At 70.6% G+C, this 18,056-nt stretch carries 15 protein-coding genes; 7 read left to right on the top strand and 8 right to left on the bottom strand.

What is annotated here, in order from left to right:
* Positions 1–137: 137 nt before the first annotated feature.
* Complete coding sequence (gene upp, locus Ato02nite_RS48635) at positions 138–770, bottom strand: uracil phosphoribosyltransferase (protein WP_213013541.1); 633 nt, start codon at positions 768–770, stop codon at positions 138–140.
* A gap of 60 nt (positions 771–830) precedes the next feature.
* Between upp and deoC the strand changes: the two genes are divergently transcribed.
* From deoC to Ato02nite_RS48610, 5 genes are all read left to right on the top strand, one after another.
* On the top strand, positions 831–1,751 hold the full coding sequence (deoC, locus tag Ato02nite_RS48630) for a deoxyribose-phosphate aldolase (RefSeq protein WP_213013540.1): 921 nt from the start codon (positions 831–833) through the stop codon (positions 1,749–1,751).
* A gap of 4 nt (positions 1,752–1,755) precedes the next feature.
* On the top strand, positions 1,756–3,174 hold the full coding sequence (locus Ato02nite_RS48625) for an aldehyde dehydrogenase family protein (protein WP_213013539.1): 1,419 nt from the start codon (positions 1,756–1,758) through the stop codon (positions 3,172–3,174).
* Entirely contained in the window at positions 3,167–3,985 is an 819-nt protein-coding gene (locus Ato02nite_RS48620; protein ID WP_213013538.1) for an aldehyde dehydrogenase family protein, read from the top strand. The genes Ato02nite_RS48625 and Ato02nite_RS48620 overlap by 8 nt, the downstream gene beginning before the upstream one ends.
* A 35-nt stretch (positions 3,986–4,020) precedes the next feature.
* Positions 4,021–4,929, top strand: coding sequence for a SatS C-terminal domain-containing protein (locus tag Ato02nite_RS48615; protein ID WP_438873132.1), 909 nt, complete (start codon positions 4,021–4,023; stop codon positions 4,927–4,929).
* A 113-nt stretch (positions 4,930–5,042) separates the two neighbouring features.
* Positions 5,043–7,589, top strand: a complete 2,547-nt coding sequence (locus Ato02nite_RS48610) for a transposase (protein WP_438873131.1) — start codon at positions 5,043–5,045, stop codon at positions 7,587–7,589.
* A 640-nt stretch (positions 7,590–8,229) separates the two neighbouring features.
* Here Ato02nite_RS48610 and Ato02nite_RS48605 read toward each other — a convergent pair.
* Positions 8,230–8,883, bottom strand: a complete 654-nt coding sequence (locus Ato02nite_RS48605) for a 4a-hydroxytetrahydrobiopterin dehydratase (RefSeq protein ID WP_213013536.1) — start codon at positions 8,881–8,883, stop codon at positions 8,230–8,232.
* Positions 8,884–8,909: 26 nt separating this feature from the next.
* On the bottom strand, positions 8,910–9,842 hold the full coding sequence (locus Ato02nite_RS48600; RefSeq protein ID WP_246608206.1) for a phosphotransferase family protein: 933 nt from the start codon (positions 9,840–9,842) through the stop codon (positions 8,910–8,912).
* A 36-nt stretch (positions 9,843–9,878) separates the two neighbouring features.
* Here Ato02nite_RS48600 and Ato02nite_RS48595 point away from each other — a divergent pair, with 36 nt between their 5' ends.
* Positions 9,879–10,568, top strand: a complete 690-nt coding sequence (locus tag Ato02nite_RS48595; protein WP_213013535.1) for an HAD family hydrolase — start codon at positions 9,879–9,881, stop codon at positions 10,566–10,568.
* A 50-nt stretch (positions 10,569–10,618) separates the two neighbouring features.
* Here Ato02nite_RS48595 and Ato02nite_RS48590 read toward each other — a convergent pair whose 3' ends face one another.
* The 5 genes from Ato02nite_RS48590 to Ato02nite_RS48570 form a co-directional block, all read right to left on the bottom strand.
* The gene (locus tag Ato02nite_RS48590) at positions 10,619–11,209 is read right to left on the bottom strand and encodes a GTP-binding protein (protein ID WP_203725129.1); all 591 of its coding nucleotides are present in this window, start codon (positions 11,207–11,209) and stop codon (positions 10,619–10,621) included.
* A 1-nt stretch (position 11,210) separates the two neighbouring features.
* Positions 11,211–11,591 (bottom strand): DUF742 domain-containing protein, encoded by a 381-nt coding sequence (locus Ato02nite_RS48585; protein WP_213013542.1) that lies wholly within the window; start codon positions 11,589–11,591, stop codon positions 11,211–11,213.
* Between the two features lie 89 nt (positions 11,592–11,680).
* Positions 11,681–12,085 carry a roadblock/LC7 domain-containing protein gene (locus Ato02nite_RS48580; protein ID WP_014447580.1) on the bottom strand — a complete coding sequence of 135 codons (405 nt, stop codon included), beginning with the start codon at positions 12,083–12,085 and terminating at the stop codon, positions 11,681–11,683.
* Entirely contained in the window at positions 12,082–15,660 is a 3,579-nt protein-coding gene (locus Ato02nite_RS48575; protein ID WP_213013534.1) for a sensor histidine kinase, read from the bottom strand. The genes Ato02nite_RS48580 and Ato02nite_RS48575 overlap by 4 nt, the downstream gene beginning before the upstream one ends.
* A gap of 436 nt (positions 15,661–16,096) precedes the next feature.
* The gene (locus tag Ato02nite_RS48570) at positions 16,097–17,167 is read right to left on the bottom strand and encodes an adenosine deaminase (RefSeq protein ID WP_213013533.1); all 1,071 of its coding nucleotides are present in this window, start codon (positions 17,165–17,167) and stop codon (positions 16,097–16,099) included.
* A 26-nt stretch (positions 17,168–17,193) separates the two neighbouring features.
* Here Ato02nite_RS48570 and Ato02nite_RS48565 point away from each other — a divergent pair, with 26 nt between their 5' ends.
* Positions 17,194–17,994 (top strand): putative RNA methyltransferase, encoded by an 801-nt coding sequence (locus tag Ato02nite_RS48565; RefSeq protein ID WP_213013532.1) that lies wholly within the window; start codon positions 17,194–17,196, stop codon positions 17,992–17,994.
* Positions 17,995–18,056: the final 62 nt, after the last annotated feature.

Here is an 18,056-nt window from a genome sequence, read left to right as displayed (position 1 = left end):
TGCGCGAGAGTCGCGGCACGTGCTGGTGTGGCACGTTGCTTGCGGGGTGGCGGCGGTCGGGGGATGGTGCGGTTGGTGACGGTGTCTCCCGTACCGGAAAAGGGTTTGATTCTCGCGACCCTGACCTCAAAAGGCGTCTAGAAGCGCCGCATGCCGCCGAACTGGCGGTCGCCGGCGTCGCCGAGACCCGGCACGATGTAGGCCTTGTCGTTGAGCCCCTGGTCGATCGAAGCGGTGACCAGGCGCAGCGGCAGGCCGCTGTTCTTCAGCCGTTCGATGCCTTCGGGGGCGGCCAGCACGCAGCAGATGATCACGTCGGTGCAGCCGCGGTCGACCAGCAGCTTGCAGCAGTGCAGCAGCGAGCCGCCGGTGGCCAGCATCGGGTCGAGGACCAGCACCGGCTGCCCGGACAGGTCACCGGGCAGCGACTCCATGTAGGCCCGGGGCTCGAACGTCTTCTCGTCGCGAGCCAGGCCGACGAAGCCCATCGACGACTCGGGCAGCAGCGCGAGCGCCGAGTCGGCCATCCCGAGGCCGGCCCGCAGCACCGGGACGATCAGCGGCGGGTTGGCCAGCCGGGTGCCCTCGGTGGGGGCGACCGGGGTGTTGATCGGGTACTGCTCGACGGCGAAGGAGCGGGCCGCCTCGTAGACAACCATGGTCGTGAGCTCGTGCAGCGAGGCACGGAAGACGCCGGAGTCGGTTTCCGCGTTGCGCATCGCGGTGAGCCGGGTCTGAGCCAGCGGGTGATCTACAACGAGTACGTCCACGCCGATCAACCTACCGGTCCGTCAAGATCAACTGTTAATCAGCCGCGTAGAATCCCTTTCATGACTGCGACAGTGATGTCGGACCTGCGCTCCCTCCTGCACGGCCTGCCCGGGGTCGACAAGGTGGGCGTCGAGGCCCGGGCGGCCGCGCTAGGCACCCGATCGGTGAAGACGACCGCCAAGGCCCAGGCGATCGACCTGGCCATCCGCATGGTCGACCTCACCACGCTCGAGGGTGCCGACACGCCCGGCAAGGTCCGCGCGCTCTCGGCCAAGGCCCTCCGCCCCGACCCGGCCGACCCGACCTGCCCGCCGGTCGGCGCCGTCTGCGTCTACCCGGCAATGGTCCCGGTCGCGTTCGACGTGCTCAAGGGCTCGGGCGTGCACCTGGCCAGCGTGGCCACCGCCTTCCCGTCCGGGCAGGCGCCGCTCGACGTAAAACTCGCCGACACCCGCGACGCGGTGGCCGGCGGCGCCGACGAGATCGACATGGTGATCAGCCGGGGTGCGTTCCTCGCCGGCGACTACACCAAGGTCTTCGACGAGATCGTCGCGGTCAAGGAGGCGTGCGGCCCGGCCCATCTCAAGGTCATCCTGGAGACCGGCGAGCTCGCTACCTACGACAACGTCCGGCGCGCGTCCTGGCTGGCGATGCTGGCCGGCGCCGACTTCATCAAGACCTCCACCGGCAAGGTCCCGATCGCCGCCACCCTGCCGGTCACCCTGGTCATGCTGGAGGCGGTGCGCGACTACCGGGCGCAGACCGGCCGCCAGGTCGGGGTCAAGCCGGCCGGCGGCATCCGCACCACCAAGGACGCCATCAAATACCTGGTGCTGATCAACGAAACGGTCGGTGACGACTGGCTGAGCCCCGACTGGTTCCGCTTCGGCGCCTCGTCCCTGCTCAACGACCTGCTCATGCAGCGCACCAAGCTGACCACCGGCCACTACGCCGGCCCCGACTACTTCACGCTGGATTGATCTGATGCTCGAATACGCCCCAGCACCCGAGTCGCGGTCGGTCGTCCAGATCGCGCCCTCCTACGGCCTGTTCATCGACGGCGACTTCACTCCGGGGAAAGACGTCTTCAAGACGATCAACCCGGCCAGCGAAGAGGTTCTGTCCGAAGTCGCTCTCGGTTCCCCGGAAGACGTCGACCGTGCGGTGGCAGCCGCGCGCCGCGCCTTCGAGACATGGTCCGCCCGGCCCGGCTCCGAGCGGGCCAAATACCTGTTCCGGATCGCCCGGATCATTCAGGAGCGCTCCCGCGAGCTGGCCGTCCTCGAGTCGCTCGACAACGGCAAGCCGATCAAGGAGTCCCGCGACGTCGACCTGCCCCTGGTCGCCGCGCACTTCTTCTACTACGCGGGCTGGGCCGACAAGCTGCCGTACGCCGGCTTCGGCCCGTCGCCGCGGCCGCTGGGTGTCGCCGGCCAGGTCATCCCGTGGAACTTCCCGCTCCTGATGCTGGCCTGGAAGATCGCGCCGGCCCTGGCCGCGGGCAACACCGTGGTGCTCAAGCCGGCCGAGACCACACCGCTCTCGGCGCTGTTCTTCGCCGACATCTGTCGTCAGGCCGAGCTGCCGCCGGGCGTGGTCAACATTGTCACCGGCGCCGGCGACACCGGGCGTTACCTGGTCGAACACCCCGACGTCGACAAGGTCGCCTTCACCGGTTCGACCGAGGTGGGTCGGCAGATCGCCCGCTCGGTGGCCGGCACCGGCAAGCGCCTGACCCTCGAGCTGGGCGGCAAGGCCGCCAACATCGTCTTCGACGACGCGCCGATCGACCAGGCGGTCGAGGGCATCGTCAACGGCATCTTCTTCAACCAGGGCCATGTCTGCTGCGCCGGCTCGCGCCTGCTGGTCCAGGAGTCGATCGCCGAGCAACTGCTGGCCTCGCTCAAGCGCCGGATGTCGACACTGCGGGTCGGCGACCCGCTCGACAAGAACACCGACGTCGGCGCAATCAACTCGGCCGCCCAGTTGGCGCGAATTACTGAATTGTCGGAAATTGGAACGGAGGAGGGCGCGGAACGCTGGTCGCCGGAGTGTTCGCTGCCCGACCGCGGCTTCTGGTTCGCCCCGACGATCTTCACCGGCGTGACCCAGGCCCACCGGATAGCCCGTGAGGAGATCTTCGGCCCGGTCCTGTCGGTGCTCACCTTCCGGACCCCCGACGAGGCCATCGAAAAGGCCAACAACACGCCGTACGGGTTGTCCGCCGGCATCTGGTCGGAGAAGGGCTCCCGCATCCTGGCCGTGGCCGACAAGCTGCGGGCCGGCGTGGTCTGGGCCAACACGTTCAACAAGTTCGACCCCACGTCGCCGTTCGGCGGTTACAAGGAGTCCGGTTACGGTCGCGAAGGCGGCCGGCACGGCCTGGAGGCGTACCTTGCCTAAGTCATCCGCGCCTCGCCTGTCGGTGCGCAAGACCTTCAAGCTCTACATCGGCGGGGCTTTCCCGCGCAGCGAGTCAGGACGGACCTATCTCGTGGACGGCGACAACGTGGCCCTCGCCTCCCGCAAGGACGCGCGGGACGCGGTCGTCGCGGCCCGCAAGGCCCAGCCGAAATGGGCCGCCGCCACCGCCTACAACCGCGGCCAGGTCGTCTACCGGGTCGCCGAGATGGTCGAGGCCCGCCGGTCCGAGTTCAAGGCGCTCGGCACGGCCGGCGACGAGGTGAACGCCGCGATCGACCGCCTGGTCTGGTACGCGGGCTGGTCCGACAAGATCGCCCAGGTCGCCGGCAACGCCAACCCGGTGTCCGGCCCGTTCTTCAACCTGTCGTCGCCCGAGCCCACCGGCGTGGTCGGCGTGATCGCCCCGCCCAGCCTGCTCGGACTGGTCAGCGTCGTTGCCCCGGTGATCGTCACCGGCAACACGGTGGTCGTCGTCAGCGGCGGCCCGCAGGTCGCGGTCACCCTCGCCGAGGTGCTCGCCACCTCCGACGTGCCGGGCGGGGTGGTGAACATCCTCACCGGACACGCCGCCGAGATCGCGCCCTGGCTCGCCTCGCACGACGACGTGAACGGACTCGACCTGACCGGTGTCGACGACCCCGCTCTCGCCGTTGAACTGGAGCAGGCCGCGGCCGGCACGCTCAAGCGGGTCCGCCGGGCCGGCACCACCGACTTCACGGCCGACCCCGGTCTGGCCCCGATGACCGCCTTCCTGGAGACCAAGACGGTCTGGCATCCCAAGGGTTTCTAAGGGCGGTCGGCTGTCCCTCAGACTCGCCCATTAGGGTGTGTCGGCAGAATCACCGTCCAACCGTCCGAATCATCCCGGAGGTCACCGTGGCCAGCCAGTCCGACGAGTCCGAGACGTCCGCAGTGGGCCTCTCCGGGCAGGACCTGTGGGACGAGGTCCGGATCGAGCCGGTGGAGATCGCGCTGCCCGGCGGCGTCGGCCTCACCCTCCGAGCCTTCCGCAAGGCCTCCGAATTGACCCCCACCGAGATGGATGTCGAGGAGGAGGACCCGTTCGACGCGCGCGAGCGCCGGGCCACCGAGGATGACGAGGAAGAAGTCATCGTCGACGAGGAGTTCCAGGCGCTGCTCGCCGAGGGCGAGGTCGACCAGACCGTCGACGAGGACGCCAAGGCGGCAGCCGAGGAGCCCGACCCGGAGGACTTCGCGGACGAGAAGGAGGAGGACGAGGCCGCCGACGAGGACGTGCCGATGTTCCTCAGCCACAAAGGCCGGCTGCTCGCGTTCAAGACGCCGGAGTCGCTGGTCTCCTTCATTCGTTCGGGTGCTCCGCACGACCTCGCCCAGCTCGACAGCTGGGCCACCCTGGCCGAGCGGGTAGAGTCGACCGACATCGACCCGCAGCCGGACGACCGCTACGAGCTCGACCTCGTGGTGGAAAACCTGCGCGGCGGGCACGACAGCTGGGACCTTCCGCTGCTCATCGCGGCCGGCGAGGTGGCCCGCGACCTGGGTTATGCGCTGCGGCTCAAGCCGGTGATCCTGGCCCTGTCGCCCGGCTCGCCGCTCGATGACCTCGACGAGTCCCTCCGGTCCACGGAAAACGGTGGCATGAGCGGGTTCTTCGGACGCCGCCGATTGAAGAAAATCGGGGCACAACAGGCAAGTCTCGGTTGGCGCTCGGTAATCGGCAAGATCTCTGCCGCTGTGGACTGGCGCGACTGACCCCTAAACAGGGACCATCAGTGCTTGGCCAAAATGCAATGGGACTTGTTCGCGGCGGGCCCGTGACTCAAGGTAGGTCGCGAACAAGTCTCACCGGGGAGGAGGACGACGCTGTGGCGCTCGTGCGCGTGTACTGCGGTCTCGCGTCGGCTGATGAAACGGTGCGCTCGGCCTCGGCCGCGCAGCTGACCATCGCCGTGGTGGATGACGCAGGTCGGTTGCTCGGAGTCCACGAGATCGGCGACGACCCGGACGGCTACGCCGAGTTGGGCTCGCTGCTCGTGGAACGGACGAGTGGATTCACCGACGCCGCGGTCGCCGCCGACAGCGACGACCACCTGGTCACGTCGCTGCTCATCGCCGCGGGCCGTCCCCTGGTCGTGACCGACGACGACACCACCGACGACTTCGCCGAGCGCTTCGCCGACGACGACTCCGTCGAGGAGATGCAGGCCCCGCCGGCCGCCCGCCGCGCCGTGGGCCTCGCCCGGGCACTGCAGGCCGGCGCCATCGCCGCGACCACCCAGCCCGCCCCGCGCGAGCTGGTCAGCTACAAGCCGGTCCTGGCCGCCCACGTGGCGCTGCTCGGCGGCCGGCACGCGACCGCCACGGCGATGCGTGAGGTCCTCCGCGAGCTCTACCCCGCCGCTCTCCGGGCCTACCCCGACCCGTCCCACCCGCTGGCGCTCGCCGTGCTCGACGCGCTGCCCGAGCCGGGCCGCCTCACCTCGCAGGGCGACTCCGAGCGAGTGGCCGAGCAGGTCGCCACCGAGCTGATCCGGGCCGGCGCCGGCACCGACGACGAGATCATCGCCGCGGTCACCGCGCTGCACGTCGCGATCAGCGAGTCACCGCGCCGCGGCGGCGTCAACAAGTCGCTGGCGCCCGCCGCCGCCGAGACCGTACGCAAGGCCATCGCCGCGGTCCGCGCCTGCGACTCCGCCTGCTCCTCGCTGATCGGCACCATCGCCGCCCGCAGCAGCACCGCCGCCGGCTCCTCCCGCCGCCGTGCCGAGGCCGCCCCGCTGCAGGCCGTGCCCGACTCCCGCACCACCCGGCGCAACCGCCGCGAGCCCACCGGCACCGGCAGTGGCCCGGTCATCCCGCACCCGATGAACGCCCCGCCGGTCGCTCCCGACCCGGTGGCGCCGCCGCCGCTGGCCCCGCGCCCAGTCACCCCGCCGCCGGCCGCACCCGCCGCCGCGGCCGCGTTCCCCAACCGCGCGCCCGTCCCGGGCAACCGCCCGGTCTCGGTGCCGCCACCTCCGCCCGGCATGACGCCGATCACTCCCGGTTCGCGGCCGGTTCCCGGTTCCCGCAACCCGATCGCGCCGACATCCGCGCCCGCCGCGTCCTTCTCGACCGGCGCCCGAAGCCTGATCACACCCACGAGCGGGTCGTCCTTCTCGACCGGCGCCCGTAACCCGATCACACCCACGAGCGGCCCGTCTTTCTCGACCGGCGCTCGTAACCCGATCACGCCAACGAGCGCGCCGTCGGCCCCCGCCGCGTCGTTCTCCACCGGCGCCCGAAGCCCGATCACGCCGACCTCGGCGCCATCCGCCCCGGCCGCGTCGTTCTCGAACGGCTCGGTGCCGCCCGGCTCCTTCTCGAACGGCTCGACGCCGTCCGGGTCGTACTCGAACGGGTCGTTGCCGCCGGCGTCGGTCTCGCCGGCCGACAACGGCCAGCCGTTCCAGGCCACGCTCACCACTGCGGCGATCAACAACGCCCGGGCTGAACGGCAGCGCACGGTCATCCCGCCGCGGCCGGCCCGCGCCACGCCGGCGCCCGGCAGCGCCACCGACTACTCGTCGCTGCCCATGCCGACCCCGCGAGCCGAGCCGGCCGAGCCCGGTTCCCGGGCCAACTGGCCGCTGATGAACCCGAGCGGTGAGGAGCCGCCCGGGTCGATCAGTGCGCCGCCCGCCGACACCGGCCGGGTCAAGCCGCCGTGGCAGGACATGCCGAAGGAGCCGCCGGCCCTGCGCCTGGTGGAGCCGCAGCTCGGCAACAGCCTCGACACGACCGTCGCCGACCTGCCCGCGCTCGCCGATCCGCCGTCGCTGCGGCTGGTCGAGGGCGAAGCCCGCCGCCTCGCCAATCGCCGCAACGGCGTCAGCAACGGCGCGATGAGCACCAGCACGACGGTGACCGCCCTCGACCGCAGCACCACGCCGCCGGTCCCGTCCGACGGCAGCGACGGCGACCTGCTGATCTTCGCAGCGGCCCGATCGGCCTGGTTCACCGGCCACAACGACCAGTCGCCCGAGATGGACTGGGCCAACCCCAACGACAGCGGCTGGCGGGCCGCCGAGCGCGCCGCCACCCCCGAGATCGCAGCCGAGACGTCCGCAGGCCTGCCCAAGCGCGTCCCGCAGGCCAACCTGGTCCCCGGCTCACCGTTGCGCGACGAGCGCCCACTGCGCATCGTCCGCGACGCGGCGAGCATCGCGGCCCACACCACCGGCTACTTCCGAGGCTGGCGCCGCGGGCAGGAGATCGGCGGCTTCGCGATGGGCGGCCGCCCGGGCCGCGAGTCGGCCGGCGGTTGGGACTTCACCCGCGACCGCGAGGGCGCCGACGACTTCCGCAACAACGGCGCGAACAACGGCGCGAACAACGGCGCGAACAACAACGCCAACTACAGCTCCCGCTAGACCAACCCCGAAAAGGCGGCCGCACCAGCGGCCGCCTTTTCGGCTGTCCGGAGTCCGCCCAGCTTCTCCCCGCAGCTCACCCCGACCGCCCGCCTGGCACAGCCTCAGCCCCGATCGCCCGCCTGGCACGGCCTCAGCCCTGACCGCCCGCTGGCACAGCCTCAGCTCCGACCGCCGCGCCAGGTGCGACCACACTCCGCGCGGCCCTGCCCGCACAACCTCAGGCAGGACCGCCCCTGCCCGGCGTGGGGCTTCGAGCCTGGCGGTCCTGCCTCCTGATGCAGCCCCAGGCCCGATCGCCGCCGGGCATGCCCGCACGCCGAGCGGCGTTGCTCGGCGCGATCTCAAACCCGCGGTCCCTGCCAGATGCAGCCTCACGCCGCGCGGCCCTACCCAGCGCGCTCTCAAACCCCGCGGCCCTGCCAGGCACGGCCTCACACCGGACGGCCCCTGCCCAGCGCGCTCCCAAACCCCAGCCCCTGCCAGGCACGGCCTCACACCGGACGGCCCCTCCCCAGCGCGGCTTCAACCCAGCCGCCCTGCCCGGCGCAGCTTCAACCCAGCCGCCCTGCCCGGCGCAGCTTCAACCCAGCCGCCCTCCCCGGCCCAGCATCAGCTCAGCGGCCCTGCCAGGGCGGCCTCAGGCCGCTCGGTCCTGCCATGTGCACAGGCAGACTCGGTTGCCCTGGGGGTCGGCCAGCACCCAGAAGCTCGGCGCCTCGGCGTCGCTCTCCAGCTTGCCGCCGGCCGCCACCGCCGCGTCGATTCGGGACTGGACCTCGGATGGGTCGATCCACAGGTCCGGGTGCCAGCGCTGCCGGGGCTCCTCGCGGCCGGACTGCTGGAACCAGATCGTCGGCAGCGCGCCCGACGGGTCGACGACCTCCTCGTCGTAGTCGCCCTTGCGGTGCTCCAGGCCCATGACGGCCTCCCAGAACGGCGCCACCTCGGCGTGGTCGGGACTGTCCAGGCCCAGTTCGAGCCAGGTCAGCCCGGCGAACGACTGGGTCAGCCCGGCGTCGGCCACCAGGCCCGAGATGGTGCGGGCCAGCCGGATGTCCCGGCCGGTGATCCCGCCGGTGTCGTGGCTGGTGAGCCGCACGTCCACGTGGGTGTAGCGCAGGTCGAGGTCGGGGTGGTGGTTGGCCTCCTCGGCGGCCGCACCGATCGCGGCGACAAGGGCGAGCCCGGCCGCGAAACTCCCGCTGCTGACCCGCGTGTGCAGGCCGTTGTACAGATGCGCCCAGCCCGCCAGCCCTTCGGCGGCGACCTGCGATCCCGTCAGCTTCGTCATGCCACCATCATTCCCGCCAGGCCGGGCTACAGCGCGGCGAGCGCCTTGGTGATGTTCCAGTCGGCCAGGTCGAGCATCCACTGCCGGTCGGGGAAGTCGGTGCCGGCGATTCGCAGCGGCCCCTCGATCAGCGACAGCACCTGGGCGTACGAGTAAAGCGCGAGCCTCGCCGGGTCCGTCGCCGCCGGGTCGAGGCGCGGATAGTCGGCCCCGAACCGCATCTCGATCCATGCGTGGTCCCATTCGGCGTCGAACCGGATCAGTCCCTCGAAATCGATCATCACGGGTTCGCCGGCCGCGTTCACGAACACGTGGTCCGCGCCGAGTTCGCCGTGCACCAGCCCGTACTCCCGGCGGGGAAGCACCGTCTCGCGCAACCCTCGCAGATGGTCCTCGATGCGGTTCCGCGCCGCCGTGAGGCGCGGGTCGCGGTCGGCGACGGCCGCGAGATGAACGAGTGCCCGGTCCACCACCATGTCCTCGGCCGGACGCTGCGGCCCGGCCGGGCGGGTCAGCGGACCGTAGTGCGCGGTCACGTCGGCGTGCATGCGACGCAGCGCCGCGCCCAGCTCGGCCAGGGGCGCGGCCGCCGCGGCCGGGTCCTTCTCCATGAGTCGCTCCAGCGACTCTCCACCGGCATCTTCGACGAGAGCGAACGCGCCGTCGTGGTCCAGCCGAAGCAGTTCCGGTACGCGAACCCCGGCGTTCCGTAGCGCCGCGTGATTGGCGGCGAACTCGGCGATCCCGGCCTCCCCGGTGAACGGGTCGTCCGGCACCGTGGCGACCGACGGCCAGTAGTTCTCTCCGGCCGCCCACCGGTACAGGATCACCGTGCTGTCGTCGCCGAGGCGGACCCGATAGACGCCCTTCTTGGTGCCGCCGGCCAGCCGGGTCAGTTCCACCGCGCCGAGCCCGGGAATCAGCTCGCCGACGTCATCGATCCCGAGAAACTCGCGCATGGCGCCCGACGCTACCGGTTTTGAGATCATGTGGGGGTGCGGGCCATCGTCTTCGACTTCTTCGGCACGTTGACCGACCCGGCGGCCGAGGCTGGTCGCCGGGAGTCGTTCACCGCCACCGCGGCCGCGCTGGGCGTCCCGGCCGACCGGTTCTGGCAGGCGATGGGCGCCAGCTTCCCGGATCGGATCACCGGCCGGTACGGCGACACCCGCGCGACGCTGCGGCGTATCGCCCGGGAGTGCGGCACCGACCCGGCGGAGTCCGATCTGGACGCCGCCGTCCGCGCTCAGCAGGCCGGCGCGGTCCTGGTCCGGCCGCCCCGGCCGGGGGTGCTCGACCTGCTCGACCGGTTGCGCGCTGCCGGTTACCGCCTCGGCCTGATCAGCGACTGTTCGAGCGAGCTCTGCGAGGCCTGGCCGGAAACGCCCTACGGGCCGAGAATCGACGCCGCGGTGTTCTCCTGGCAACAGGGGTACCGCAAGCCCGATTTGCGCCTCTACGAGGCCGTGAGTGCCCGTCTCGGGGTGCCGGCGGCCGAGTGCTGGTATGTGGGCGACGGCGGCAGCCGGGAGCACGACGGCGCACGACGGGCGGGCATGCGCCCGGTCCTGGTGACCAACGCGGCCTACCCGGACGCCGCGGCTCTGCGCAGCGACCCCGATCCCTACACGCCGGACCTGACGATCCCGGACCTGGACGCGCTACCCGGGCTGATCGAAACTTGAGCACGCAGAAGCCCCGCTCCGACCCATCGGAGCGGGGCTTCCACCGTCGGCTATGCGGGCGCTACAGCGCGGGTACGACGCATCGTCAGCACATACTCGACCAGCGAGATGAGGACGTTCTTTGTCGACTCGCGGTTCCGGGCGTCGCAGCTCACGACGGGCACGTCGCTCGAGATCGCCAGAGCGTCTCGTACGTCCTGCGCGTTGTGGTACTGCATGCCGTCGAAGCAGTTGATCGCCACCAGGTAGGGCAGGCGGCGATGTTCGAAGAAGTCGATGGCGGCGAAGCAGTCGGCCAGCCGGCGCGTGTCGACCATGACCACGGCGCCGATAGCGCCGCGCACCAGTTCGTCCCACATGAACCAGAACCGCGTCTGGCCAGGCGTTCCGAACAGGTACAGAATCAGGTCACGATCGATGCTGATGCGACCGAAGTCCATGGCGACGGTGGTCGTCATCTTTCCGGGCACCTGCCGGTTGTCGTCGACACCCACACCAGCCGAGGTCATGATCGCCTCGGTGGTCAGCGGGGTGATCTCCGAGACCGACCCGACCAGCGTCGTCTTGCCGACGCCGAACCCACCGGCGATGACAATCTTCGCCGATGTAACGCGTCCCCCAGCAGCGGGACGGTGCGACATGTCAGAGCCTGCGAAGTCCACTCAGCACCCTTTCCAGCAGTTCCGTGCCTACCGCGTCGGTCTCGTCGTCCAGCGAGGTGGGCTCATGCACCGCGACCAGGCCATCAGAGGCCATGTCCGCGACGATTACTCGAGCCACACCGAGCGGCAGTTGCATGCGTGCGGCGATTTCGGCGAGCGACTGCACACGGCCGCCGTCGCACATAGCCGCGATGTACTGATGCTCGCTTCCACCCTGCCCGCCGCGGATCATTCCAGAACGCCCGCGAACGGTTGTCTCGACCAGCGCTTCCAGCGCTATCTCAAGCTTCGGTCGGGTCCGACCGCGGGTCACGGCGTACGGCCTGACCAGCGCGCCGGTCGGCTCATCGCGCTCGGGCATCGTCACCGCTCACCCCTTCCTCGAACCCTAGAAGTGTCTCGTGTTGTCAGCGTTTTGGACAGTGCCGGCAGCACCGGCTGGCTGCCCGTTCAGCCGAGGACCCCGGCCGCGGAACGCGGCGCGGGGGTGAGGGCCTCGCCGACGCGGTCGACGAGGAGGGCCATCTCGTAGCCCACCTGGCCGACGTCGCAGCTGCGAGCCGCGAGCACCGCGAACGACGAACCGTCGGAGATCGACATCAGGAAGAGGAACCCGTTGTCCATCTCGACGACCGTCTGCAGCACCGCACCACCCTCGAAGCACCGTGCGGCGCCCTGAGTGAGGCTGACCAGGCCGGAGGCGATGGCCGCCAGCTGGTCGGCACGGTCACGCGGTAGGTCCCGCGAGGCTGCCAGGAGCAGACCATCGGCGGAGACCGCGATCGCATGTGCTACTCCGGGCACGCGGTCGGCGAAGTTGGCCAGAAGCCAACCGAGATCCTGCGTAGATGTCATGCCTCATGCTCCTTGCCAGCCTGCGAGGACTGCTGCCCTCCCGGAGTCTCCTCCGGGTTGGTCGATTGTTCCTTGGTGCGACCGCGCTGGACACCGCGGTGGTAAGCGGACAGAAGCCCGCGAACCCCTTCGGGCGTGCGCTTCTGGGCGGGATCTCCGCCACGGTCGACACCGCCGGGGACGAGCTGCGCCATCGGTGTGCGCTTGGGCAGCCCTGCCGTGGTGGTGGTATCGATCGAGTGCTCGGCGGCCGCGCGAGCGGCCTGCCAGCCCTCGTCGGCAGCGGTGCGCCACGGGTTGCCCGCCACACTGCCGTTGGAGCCGTTGCCGTTCGAACCGTAGCCGTTCGCCGCGCCAACGCCCACCGGCGCCGGGTCGAGGTCCCGCGATTCGGGCGAAGCGGCCTGCTGCGGTACCGAACGAGTGGGTTCTCCGGTGGAGATCCGCTGTGCGGTGACCGGGTCGTCGGCGCCGTTGGGCTTGCCTTCCGGCCGGGACGGCGTGGTCGTGGTGAACCACGCGGACTCGAGCTCGCGGAAGATCGGCAGCTCCATCGTCTCGTCGGCGAACTGGCCCTGGTTGCTGTCCCGCTGACGCGCTGCGGCCTGGGCTGCGGCGATCTGCTGGGCCGCGGTGGCCTGTGCCTCGGCGGCCTGAGCCGCCGCTGCCTCGTGTGCCGCCCGAGCCGCGGCGGCCGCCCGTTGCTGGGCTTCCGTCTGCGGACCGCCCGAGGTGGGCGTCGCGGACACCGGGGTCGCGGACACCGGGCGAGCCGGCGGCGCGGACGACGGGATCGGCGCGGTCTGCGGGTTGGTCGGGCGCTCGACCTGGGGGTCGGGACGCTCGGGCCGGTAGCGCGGGATCTCGGCGGTCATGTCGAGCGCCGCGGCCAGGCTCTCCGGAACGTGCGGCGCGGAGTTCGCGTCGCGCTCGGGGGCGACCGGCGGCCAGACCGGCGGGTTGGCCGGAGGCTCGTTCACCGGCGGCGCCGAGGTCGGGCGACCACCGTAGGGCGGGCCGGACGGCACCGGCGGAGCCGACACCGGCGGCAGCGGAGGAGCCGACACCGGCGGGACGAACCCGCCCCGGCCCTGGTTCTCCGGGTTGGACGGCAGCTGCCGCGGGATCGACGGACCGTAGCCATCGCCGGCCGGGCCGTAGCTGTCGCCGTTGCGACGCTGCGGCAGACCGTCGGGGCCGGCGAAGCCCTGCGGAGCACCCGAGGAGGGGCCCATCGGACCGGACGGCAGCGGCGGGATCATCTCGTTGCTGCGCGGACCGTAGAAGCCGTTCGATCCGCCGCCGTTGCCATTGCCGTTGCCGTTCGAGGAGCCGTTCGCGCCGAAACCGTTGGAGCCGTTGGAACCGCCGGGCGCGCCGGTGAGGTCGGACCAGGCGGGAACGCCACGGCCGGCACCGGTGCCGAGCATGCCACCGTTCGGCATCGGCGGGTTCGGGTCGAAGGGACGGCCACCGGGGTAGCCACCGCGGCCGCTCTCCAGGGCCAGCGGCTCGGGCAGGCCGGGACGGCCACCCTGCTGCAGGCTCTCGTAGCCGCCGGTCTGCACCGGACGACCACCGGCGAGGTGGGTGCCGGAGAGCACCGGCAGCGGCAGGCCGACCTCGGCCACCGTGCCGCGTTCGGAGTCGGCCGGGCGCAGCTCGACCTTGACGCCGTGCCGGTTCGCCAGCCGGGCGACCACGACCAGGCCCATCATGCGGGAGACGGCCACGTCCACCATCGGCGGGTTGGCGAGCCGCTCGTTCAGGTCGCGCAGCTGTTCCCGGCTGATGCCGATGCCGCGGTCCTCGACCGAGAGCAACGCGCTGTCGCCCAGCCGCCGCGCCTCGACGGTGACCGTCGAGTTGGGCGGGGAGAACGCGGTCGCGTTGTCGAAGAGCTCGGCGACCAGGTGGACCATGTCGTTGACGGCGTGCGCCGCCACCTCGATGTCCCGGTCGATCATGCCGAACTCGATGCGGGTGTAGTGCTCCACCTCGGACTGTGCGGCGCGGAGCACGTCGATCAGGGCGGCCGGCTCGCGCTGGACACGGGTGGAGTCGGCGCCCGCGAGAACCAGGAGGTTCTCGTCGTTACGCCGCATCCGGGTGGCCAGGTGGTCGAGCTGGAAGAGCTCGGCCAGACGGTCCGGGTCTTCCTCGCCGCGCTCCAGCCGGTCGAGGTGACCGATGAGCCGGTCGACCAGGATCTGCGAACGGCGGGCGAGGTTGACGAACATCGTCGCGACGGAGGAGCGCAGTGCGGCCTGCTCGGCCGCGGTGCGCACCGCCTCGAGGTGAACCGCGTTGAACGCCTCGGTCACCTGACCGAACTCGTCCCGGCTGCGCACCGGTAGCGGTTCGGCGATCTGGTCGGCCACCTGGGCCGGGGTGAGCGAGGTGGCCAGCGCCGGGTCACGCAGTCGGGAAACCGCGTGCGGCAGGCCGAACTGGGCGACCGAGAGCGCACCCTGTCGAAGCTCACGCAGCGAGCGGGCCATCGACCGGGCGACGAGCCAGGCGAACAGGATGGCCAGCAGCAGCATCGCGAGCAGGACGCTGGTCTCGATGAAGACTCGCCGGTTCACGTCGTTACGGATGCTGGTGGCCTCGACCACGATGTCGGCGTCGAGCTTCTGCTCCACCTGGCGGAACAGGTTGTTGTAGCCGATCATCGCCGCCTCCCACTGCTGGGAGTCGAACGGGATGTTCTTGGTGTTGGCACCCTGCAGCGCGCGCAGCTGACCGGTCAGGTTGGTCGCGGCGCGGCCATCGGCCACGTTGGCGGTGCGGTCGAAGAGCTGCACCTCGGAGTCGGTGCCGACCGACTTGATCGTCGCCTGGGAGAGCTTGAAGCCGGCATCGGTGAGCAGGAAGTCCTGCCGCAGCGTCGCGTTGAAGTCGCCGACGCCGAGCACCTCGTGACCGACGTCGCGCTGCTGGGCGATGTAGTCCTTGGCCCGGGCCACCGCCGCCACCGTACGCAAGTGGTCGCTCAGCTCGGTGTCGCTGGCCAGCTGGGCCGAGACGTCCCGGACCGAGAGCAGGTCGTCGATCAGCTTGCCGTAGGTGTCCTCGACGTCGTCGACACCCAGCTTGCCGTTGGCGATCTGACTGCGCTTGGACGGGAGGTCCTCGAGGTTGCGGTCCAGCCGCAGCAGCAGCGTGCTGACCTTGGCCGGAACGTCGTCCAGCGCGGCCTTCTGCTGAGAGTAGGGAACCTTGGCCTGGTCGACCTGGGCGTGCTCGCCGTTGTAGGCCTTCAGCGCCGCGTCCCGAATCGGGCTCTTCACATCGGCCGTGGTGACGATGACGCCGTAGGCACGTTCGTTCTGCAGACGGTCGACAAGGCCACCGGCGGCCTCCGACAACACGGAAAGGTTTCGAGCGCGCTCCGCGTTACTCGCCGTATCGATGTGGTCCACCAGACCGCTGACGCCGACAATGATCGTCGCCAGGGTAGGAACCAGCATGATGAGGCCGAGCTTCGACCAGATCGGCAGATCTCGCAGCCGATCGGCCGGCCGACGGAGACGCGACATGACGCCGGTCGCCGTCTTGGGGCGCTTGCTCACGTCACCGTCCTCCTGATTCGGGCCCGGCTCTCGGGTCGCCGGAACACCGCACACGGCCGACTACCGCGTCGGGCCCCCGAGATTCCATCACGACGAGTGTCAAAGAGAAAGAGCAGGCGGACACGGACCGGTTGTGTGACCCGATGTTGCTCCGTCGGAGTTGGACATCGCCGGTTCGTTATGACTGCCTGTATTTGTAAACGTCTCTCAGTGTCACTCATCCCGATCAGCGCAACGCGGGGGTGTCGCTGGCTGGCCGGGCCCGATCGTAGTGGATCGCGGCAGGACGAACGATGTCGCGGTCAGGCCCGCAGAGCAAGGTGAGATGCCCGATTTTGCAGTGTTTGTAGGGACCATTCTGACCGAACGGATGAGTAGCCTCACCGAACCGGCGAAGCGACAAACCATAGGTCGGGTTCCATTTGCCGGACGGCACTCATCCCAGCAGCTTGGCGTACGCCGGCTTGATCACTTCATTGATGATCGCGAGCCGCTCGTCGTACGGGATGAAGGCCGACTTCATGGCATTGATGGTCAGCCACTGCAACTCCGCCCAGCCCCAGCCGAACGCCGCGCTGAGCAGGGCCATCTCCCGCGACATCGACGTACCGCTCATCAGTCGGTTGTCGGTGTTGACCGTGACCCGGAACCGGAGATCGTGCAGCATCCCGATCGGGTGCTCGGCGATCGACGCGGCCGCGCCGGTCTGCACATTGGACGAAGGACACAATTCCAGCGGAATGCGCTTGTCACGGACATAAGCCGCCAAACGCCCGAGCACCGTTTCGCCGGTGATGTCGTCCACCAGGCGGACCCCGTGGCCCAGCCGGTCGGCGCCGCACCACTGGATCGCCTGCCAGATCGACGGCAGACCGAAGGCCTCGCCGGCGTGGATGGTGAAGTGGAAGTTTTCCCGCTGGAGGTATTCGAAGGCGTCCAGGTGCCGGGTGGGCGGGAAACCGGCCTCGGCACCGGCGATATCGAAGCCGACCACACCCGCGTCCCGGTAGCGCACGGACAGCTCGGCGATCTCCTGCGAACGGGCCGCGTGCCGCATCGCGGTCAGCAGCACCCCGACCCGGATCGGCCGGCCCAGCGCCGCCGCTTCCGCACACCCCTCGACAAAACCGGCATTGACCACCTCGACCACCTGATCCAGGCTCAGACCGCCTTCCAGGTGCTGCTCGGGCGCGTAGCGCACCTCGGCGTAGACCACGCCGTCGGCGGCCAGGTCGAGCGCGCACTCCTTGGCCACCCGGTGCAGGCCCTCCTCGGTCTGCATCACCGCCACCGTGTGCGCGAACGTCTCCAGGTAGCGTTCCAGGGAGCCCGAGTCGGCCGCCGCGACGAACCAGGCACCCAAAGCCTCCGGATCATCGGCCGGAAGCGGGTGCCCGACCCCCTCGGCGAGCTCGAGGATGGTCGCGGGCCGCAGGCCACCGTCGAGGTGGTCGTGCAGCAGCGCCTTCGGTGCCTTGACGATGTCGGAGTGTGAGATGGCGGCCATCAGAGAAGCCTAGAGGGCGGGACCGAATGATCGACGGAGCATTGCCGTACCTTCGATGCCCGATCTGCACACAGCCGCTGCACCGGGCCGACTGGGCGCTGCGCTGCCCGCGCGGCCACAGCTTCGACATGGCCCGCCAGGGGTACGCGGATCTGAGCGCGGGCCGCCTGCCGCACTCCGGGGACACCGCCGAAATGGTGGCCGACCGGGCCGACTTCCTCGCCGCCGGGCACTACGACTTCATCGGCGAGGCTCTCACCCCGTACGCCTCGGATGGTCTTGTGGTTGATGCCGGGGTGGGCACCGGCAGTTACCTGGCCCGGGTCCTCGATGCGGCGCCCGGCGCCGTCGGTCTCGGCCTGGACGTCTCGAAGCCGGCGCTGCGCCGCGCCGCCCGCGCCCATCCCCGCGCCGCCGCCGTCCTGGCCGACCTGTGGCGCCTGCTGCCGGTGGCCGACGCGTCCGCCGCCCTGATCCTCAACGTCTTCGCCCCCCGCAACGGCGCCGAGTTCCACCGCGTGCTGCGCGCCGACGGGGTCCTGCTGGTGGTGACCCCGGCGCCGAACCACCTGCGCGAGCTGATCGACGCGCACGGCCTGATCGGCGTGGACCCGGACAAGGAGGCCCGCCTCCAGGAGACGCTGGCCGCTCATTTCACCGCCGGCCCCGGCAAACTGCACGAACGGCGGCTGCACCTGACGGCCGCCGAGGCCCGCACCCTGATCGGCATGACGCCCAGCGCCCACCACGTCCCGGTGGCCGACCTGCCCACGACGGAGGTCACGGTGACCGCCGCGGTGCACGTGACGCCCTTCGAGCGGCGCTAGAGATCTTTCGGGTCGGGGTCCCGCCAGTCGCGGCACGTGCCGGTGTGGCACGGTGCTTGCGG

The sequence above is a fragment of the Paractinoplanes toevensis genome (assembly GCF_018332695.1).
In the GTDB taxonomy this organism is placed as follows: Bacteria; Actinomycetota; Actinomycetes; order Mycobacteriales; family Micromonosporaceae; genus Actinoplanes; species Actinoplanes toevensis.
Note: the sequence above shows the minus strand (reverse complement) of the source record. Positions and strands in the feature narration are given on the sequence as shown.

Coding starts and splice junctions, on each gene's coding strand:
- deoC (WP_213013540.1), top strand. CDS start 831: ATGACTGCGACAGTGATGTCGGACCTGCGCTCCCTCCTGCACGGCCTG.
- Ato02nite_RS48625 (WP_213013539.1), top strand. CDS start 1,756: ATGCTCGAATACGCCCCAGCACCCGAGTCGCGGTCGGTCGTCCAGATC.
- Ato02nite_RS48605 (WP_213013536.1), bottom strand. CDS start 8,883: ATGACGAAGCTGACGGGATCGCAGGTCGCCGCCGAAGGGCTGGCGGGC.
- Ato02nite_RS48600 (WP_246608206.1), bottom strand. CDS start 9,842: ATGCGCGAGTTTCTCGGGATCGATGACGTCGGCGAGCTGATTCCCGGG.
- Ato02nite_RS48590 (WP_203725129.1), bottom strand. CDS start 11,209: ATGTCGCACCGTCCCGCTGCTGGGGGACGCGTTACATCGGCGAAGATT.
- Ato02nite_RS48585 (WP_213013542.1), bottom strand. CDS start 11,591: ATGCCCGAGCGCGATGAGCCGACCGGCGCGCTGGTCAGGCCGTACGCC.
- Ato02nite_RS48580 (WP_014447580.1), bottom strand. CDS start 12,085: ATGACATCTACGCAGGATCTCGGTTGGCTTCTGGCCAACTTCGCCGAC.
- Ato02nite_RS48570 (WP_213013533.1), bottom strand. CDS start 17,167: ATGGCCGCCATCTCACACTCCGACATCGTCAAGGCACCGAAGGCGCTG.
- Ato02nite_RS48565 (WP_213013532.1), top strand. CDS start 17,194: ATGATCGACGGAGCATTGCCGTACCTTCGATGCCCGATCTGCACACAG.